The organism is Janthinobacterium longum (assembly GCF_051380735.1).
Lineage (GTDB): Bacteria > Pseudomonadota > Gammaproteobacteria > Burkholderiales > Burkholderiaceae_D > Janthinobacterium.
The window spans coordinates 1-4,176 of sequence record NZ_JBNYXQ010000021.1; the positions used below are offsets into that span (position 1 = coordinate 1).

The 4,176-nt window shown below is 54.8% G+C and carries 5 protein-coding genes; all 5 read right to left on the bottom strand.

Going from position 1 to position 4,176, the window contains the following annotated elements; genetic code table 11:
- Positions 1-312: 312 nt before the first annotated feature.
- The 5 genes from ACQ4WM_RS24635 to ACQ4WM_RS24655 are packed head-to-tail and all read right to left on the bottom strand — an operon-like array spanning position 313 to position 3,868.
- Complete coding sequence (locus ACQ4WM_RS24635; protein WP_436549286.1) at positions 313-1,011, bottom strand: GntR family transcriptional regulator; 699 nt, start codon at positions 1,009-1,011, stop codon at positions 313-315.
- 23 nt (positions 1,012-1,034) lie between these two features.
- Positions 1,035-1,763: an amino acid ABC transporter ATP-binding protein gene (locus tag ACQ4WM_RS24640; RefSeq protein ID WP_436549287.1), complete on the bottom strand. Its 729-nt coding sequence runs from the start codon at positions 1,761-1,763 to the stop codon at positions 1,035-1,037.
- Complete coding sequence (locus tag ACQ4WM_RS24645; protein ID WP_436549288.1) at positions 1,750-2,400, bottom strand: amino acid ABC transporter permease; 651 nt, start codon at positions 2,398-2,400, stop codon at positions 1,750-1,752. Before ACQ4WM_RS24645 ends, ACQ4WM_RS24640 begins: the two co-directional genes overlap by 14 nt.
- Entirely contained in the window at positions 2,397-3,065 is a 669-nt protein-coding gene (locus ACQ4WM_RS24650) for an amino acid ABC transporter permease (protein WP_436549289.1), read from the bottom strand. Before ACQ4WM_RS24650 ends, ACQ4WM_RS24645 begins: the two co-directional genes overlap by 4 nt.
- A 14-nt stretch (positions 3,066-3,079) precedes the next feature.
- A complete protein-coding gene (locus ACQ4WM_RS24655) occupies positions 3,080-3,868 on the bottom strand; it encodes a transporter substrate-binding domain-containing protein (protein WP_436549290.1) in 789 nt (262 codons plus the stop codon).
- Positions 3,869-4,176 lie beyond the last annotated feature (308 nt).

Here is a 4,176-nt window from a genome sequence, read left to right on the forward strand (position 1 = left end):
CTTGTGAACATTTGATATTTTAAGTTTTACATCGATCCGAAGATCAACGCTGCACTTCATCAAATGCCCACACTTATCGACTGTTAATTGTTAAAGAACTGTATTCGGTGCTACTTTCGCGCTATCGACAAAGCGTTGTGTTTGTCAGCCGCGAAGAAGGAAGAGTATGAAGCTTTTTCAGCATTTCGTCAACCTTCTTTTCTGCCCCGTTTTGCTCCGCAGCACCTTGTTTTGTGCGCGTCGTTTTGCGAGGAGGCGAACTATAGCAAAGCTTCGGCAGTCCTGGCAAGAACTTTCAGGTGCCATTTTTGCTCAGGCGGCCAACAGGGCCTGGACCAGGTCTTTCTTGTCGATACTTTGAGCACCATCGACATGCAGTGCCTTGAGGACATGATCGAGGTGATGCAACATGATGTTCACTGCAGCATCGGCATCACCAGCCCTGGCCGCTTCGATAAACAGGGCATGTTCGTCCGATGAGCAAGTAGCGTCTTCACTGGACTGCTGATGCATGGCGATCAGCGAGGTACGCGCCGTCAGCTTGCGCAAGATCTCCTTGAGCACCAGATTGCCGACTATATCGGCCAGCAAGATGTGAAACTCACCCAGCAATCTCGCACGCAGCGGCAGATCGTTCTGCAGCAAGGCCTGCCGCTCCAGGGCAAGGTGGGTATCGATGCGACGATAATCATCGGTATTGGCCACCGCCACGAAATCACGCGCCAGCCCGGCTTCCAGCGTACGGCGCACAGCAAATATTTCGCGCGCCTCGCGTTCACTGAGCTTGCATACGCATGCGCCTTTTTCCGGAATGATCTCGATGAGCTCATCTTTCGACAGCATCAGCAACGCCGCACGAATCTTGGTACGACTGACCGAATACACCCGGGCAAGCGCCTCTTCTTTGAGCTTGGTGCCAGGCGGCAAGCGACGCCCGATAATCGCCGCCGCGATATCTGCGGCGATCTCTTCGGACGAATTGCTGGCAGCGGAAGTGGCGTGTTCAGGCATGCAGGATCTGGTCTGACAAAACATCAGGAAACCGAACTGATGAAACTGGCCAGTTCCGGTGTCGACGGCGCGGCAAACAAGGTCTTCGGATCACCTTGCTCATGGATTTTCCCCTGGTGCATGAACACCAGTTGATCGCCCACCTCGCGTGCAAAACGCATTTCATGCGTGACCATGATCAGGGTCATGCCATCGTCGGCCAGCTTGCGCACCACGGCCAGCACTTCGCTCACCAGTTCCGGGTCGAGCGCCGATGTAATTTCGTCACACAACAGTATTTTTGGCTGCATCGCCAAGGCACGCGCGATTGCCACCCGCTGTTGCTGTCCACCCGACATCTGGTCAGGAAACGAGTCAAAACGATCGGCAAGACCGACTTTTGCCAGCGCATCGCGCGCCAACGCCTCGGCTACCTGTTTGCCTGCTTTCTTGACCACGGTCGGGGCCAGCATCACATTCTGCCCTGCCGTCAGATGCGGATACAGATTGAACTGCTGAAACACCATGCCGACTTTCAGGCGCAACTGGCGTAAATCGGTCTGGCCGACGGTGACCCGCACACCATCAACATCGATCGAGCCTTCATCGAAACTTTCCAGTCCGTTGATCGAACGCAGCAGGGTACTCTTGCCCGAACCGCTGCGTCCGATCACTGCCGTGACTTGTCCCTCCTTGACACGCAAGTCGATGCCCTTGAGGACGTGGTGCGTACCAAAACGCTTGTGCAAACCATTGATGCTAACGAGAGACATTCATTTTCCTTTCCAGGCGGCGGGCATACAGCGAAAGCGGGAAACACAGGCAGAAGTACATCAGGGCGATCAAGCCATACACGGTGAACGGCGCAAACGTGGCGTTGCTGATCATCGAACCGGCCTTGGTCAGCTCAACAAAACCGATAATGGACGTGACGGCAGTCGCTTTCACCACCTGCACGGAAAATCCGACCGTCGGTGCGACGGCGATGCGCAGCGCCTGCGGCAAGATCACATGGCGCATCTGCTCCATATACGTCATTGCAGTACTGGCAGACGCTTCCCACTGTCCACGCGGAATCGCCTCGACGCAACCGCGCCAGATTTCTGCCAGGTAGGCACTTGTAAACAAGGTCAGGGCCACGCTGGCAGCGAGCCAGGGTGACACTTGCATGCCGGTCAGCGACAGCCCAAAGAACAGCAGGAACAATTGCATCAGCAGTGGCGTGCCCTGGAACAGTTCGATATACATGACGGCAAACTGGCGCAGCAGCCGCGCGCTCGACGTGCGCATCATCAGGATAGCGATGCCAACCAGGCCACCACAAACAAAGGCAATCAAGGACAGCACTACCGTCCAGCGCCCCGCCAGCAGCAAGTTTCGAATGATGTCCCACAGGGAAAAATCGCTCATGGGGCTCTCCTTGCAAGCAAGTAGCGGCCAAACAGCATGAGGGCGTGACGCACGCCGACCGCCAGCAAAAAGTACATGATGGTGACCACGAAATACACTTCGAAGGAACGGAAGTTACGCGAAGTAATGAAGCCGGCACCAAAGGTCAGTTCTTCCGCCGAAATTTGCGAACACACGGACGATCCCAGCATCACGATCACGATCTGGCTGGACAAGGCTGGCCACATCTTGAGCAAGGCCTGGCGCAGAATTACGCAGCGAAAAATCTGGAAGCGCGACATCGCAAGTGCCGAGGCGGCCTCGATATGGCCTTTCGGCACCGACTCCACGCCGGCGCGGATGATCTCGGTGCTGTAGGCACCCAGGTTGAGCACCATCGCAATCGTTGCAGCCTGCCATTCGCTCAGATGAATGCCAAGGCTGGGCAAACCAAAGAAAACAAAAAACAGTTGCACGATAAACGGCGTATTGCGGATCAGCTCCACATAGACGGTATAGACCGGAGACAGCACGGGCAGTTTCCAGGCGCGCGAAATGGCGCCAAGAATACCGATGGCAACACCGAGCACAGTACCGACGAGTGTCAGGCGCAAAGTGCCGATCACGCCGCTGTACAGATACTCGCGGTATTCCCATATACTGCTGAAATCAAAAGTGTATGCCATTGCGTACTGACCGCTTACAGCAGGGCCGTGACCGGGCGCGTTGTCTTCAGCCATTTCTGGGCGATGGTATTGAGGCTGCCGTCCTCTTTGGACTTGGCCAGGATGGCATTGATTTGCGCCAGTAACTTCGGCTCGCTTTTATTGATGCCGACGTAGCATGGAGAATTCTTGATAAAGAATTTGAACTCGAGTTTTTTTGCCGGCTGTTTTTCGACAATCGCGCCGGCCACCACATTGCCGGTGGCAATCAAGGGCACCTGGCCCGAAAGGAAAGCGGAAATGGTCGCGTTATTGTCTTCAAAACGCTTGATGGTGGTGGTGGATGGCGCAATCTTGCTCAATTCAAGATCCTCAACTGCGCCGCGGGTTACCCCCACGATTTTACCGGCCAGTTGTTCAGGTTTGCTGATCGCCTGATCTGCGGTCCCGAACACGCCGCTGAAGAAGGGCGCATACGCTGCGCTGAAATCGATCACTTTTTCACGCTCCGGGTTTTTCCCCAGACTGGAAATGACCAGGTCAACTTTTTTGGTATTCAGGTAGGGAATCCGATTGGCGCTGGTCACCGGCACCAGTTCCAGTTTGACGCCCAACCCTTTGGCCAGAAGTGCGGCAACATCAATGTCATAGCCAACGGGTTTCATGTCAGGGCCGACGGATCCGAAAGGCGGAAAATCCTGAGGTACGGCGACGCGCAAGACCTTGGCCTTGAGGATATCGTCGAGCGCCTCGGCATGGGTCAGCGGTGCGGCAAGTGCGGTGGCGGACAGGATCAGCGACAACAGGATCGAACGACGATTCATGGACAGCTCCTCAAGGTGGATGATGACGTGCTGTCCATAATGAACAGCACGCCATAATCCTTGAGCAGTTTCCGTGCCTGCATACAAAGCCTGTATACGATCTGCAGCAGCACCTTTCTGCATGATTTTTGAGCAGAAAATAGCCTGATGCACCAAGCGATGCACGAATCGAGTGCACCACAACAAACCATCAGACGAAAAAAAACCCCAATCATTGCTGATCGGGGTTTCTCTCTACTACGAATAACAAGCCTGACGATAACCTACTTTCACACTGGTTGCAGCACTATCATCGGCGCAAAGTTGTT

Coding starts and splice junctions, on each gene's coding strand:
- ACQ4WM_RS24655 (WP_436549290.1), bottom strand. CDS start 3,868: ATGAATCGTCGTTCGATCCTGTTGTCGCTGATCCTGTCCGCCACCGCA.
- ACQ4WM_RS24645 (WP_436549288.1), bottom strand. CDS start 2,400: ATGAGCGATTTTTCCCTGTGGGACATCATTCGAAACTTGCTGCTGGCG.
- ACQ4WM_RS24650 (WP_436549289.1), bottom strand. CDS start 3,065: ATGGCATACACTTTTGATTTCAGCAGTATATGGGAATACCGCGAGTAT.
- ACQ4WM_RS24635 (WP_436549286.1), bottom strand. CDS start 1,011: ATGCCTGAACACGCCACTTCCGCTGCCAGCAATTCGTCCGAAGAGATC.
- ACQ4WM_RS24640 (WP_436549287.1), bottom strand. CDS start 1,763: ATGTCTCTCGTTAGCATCAATGGTTTGCACAAGCGTTTTGGTACGCAC.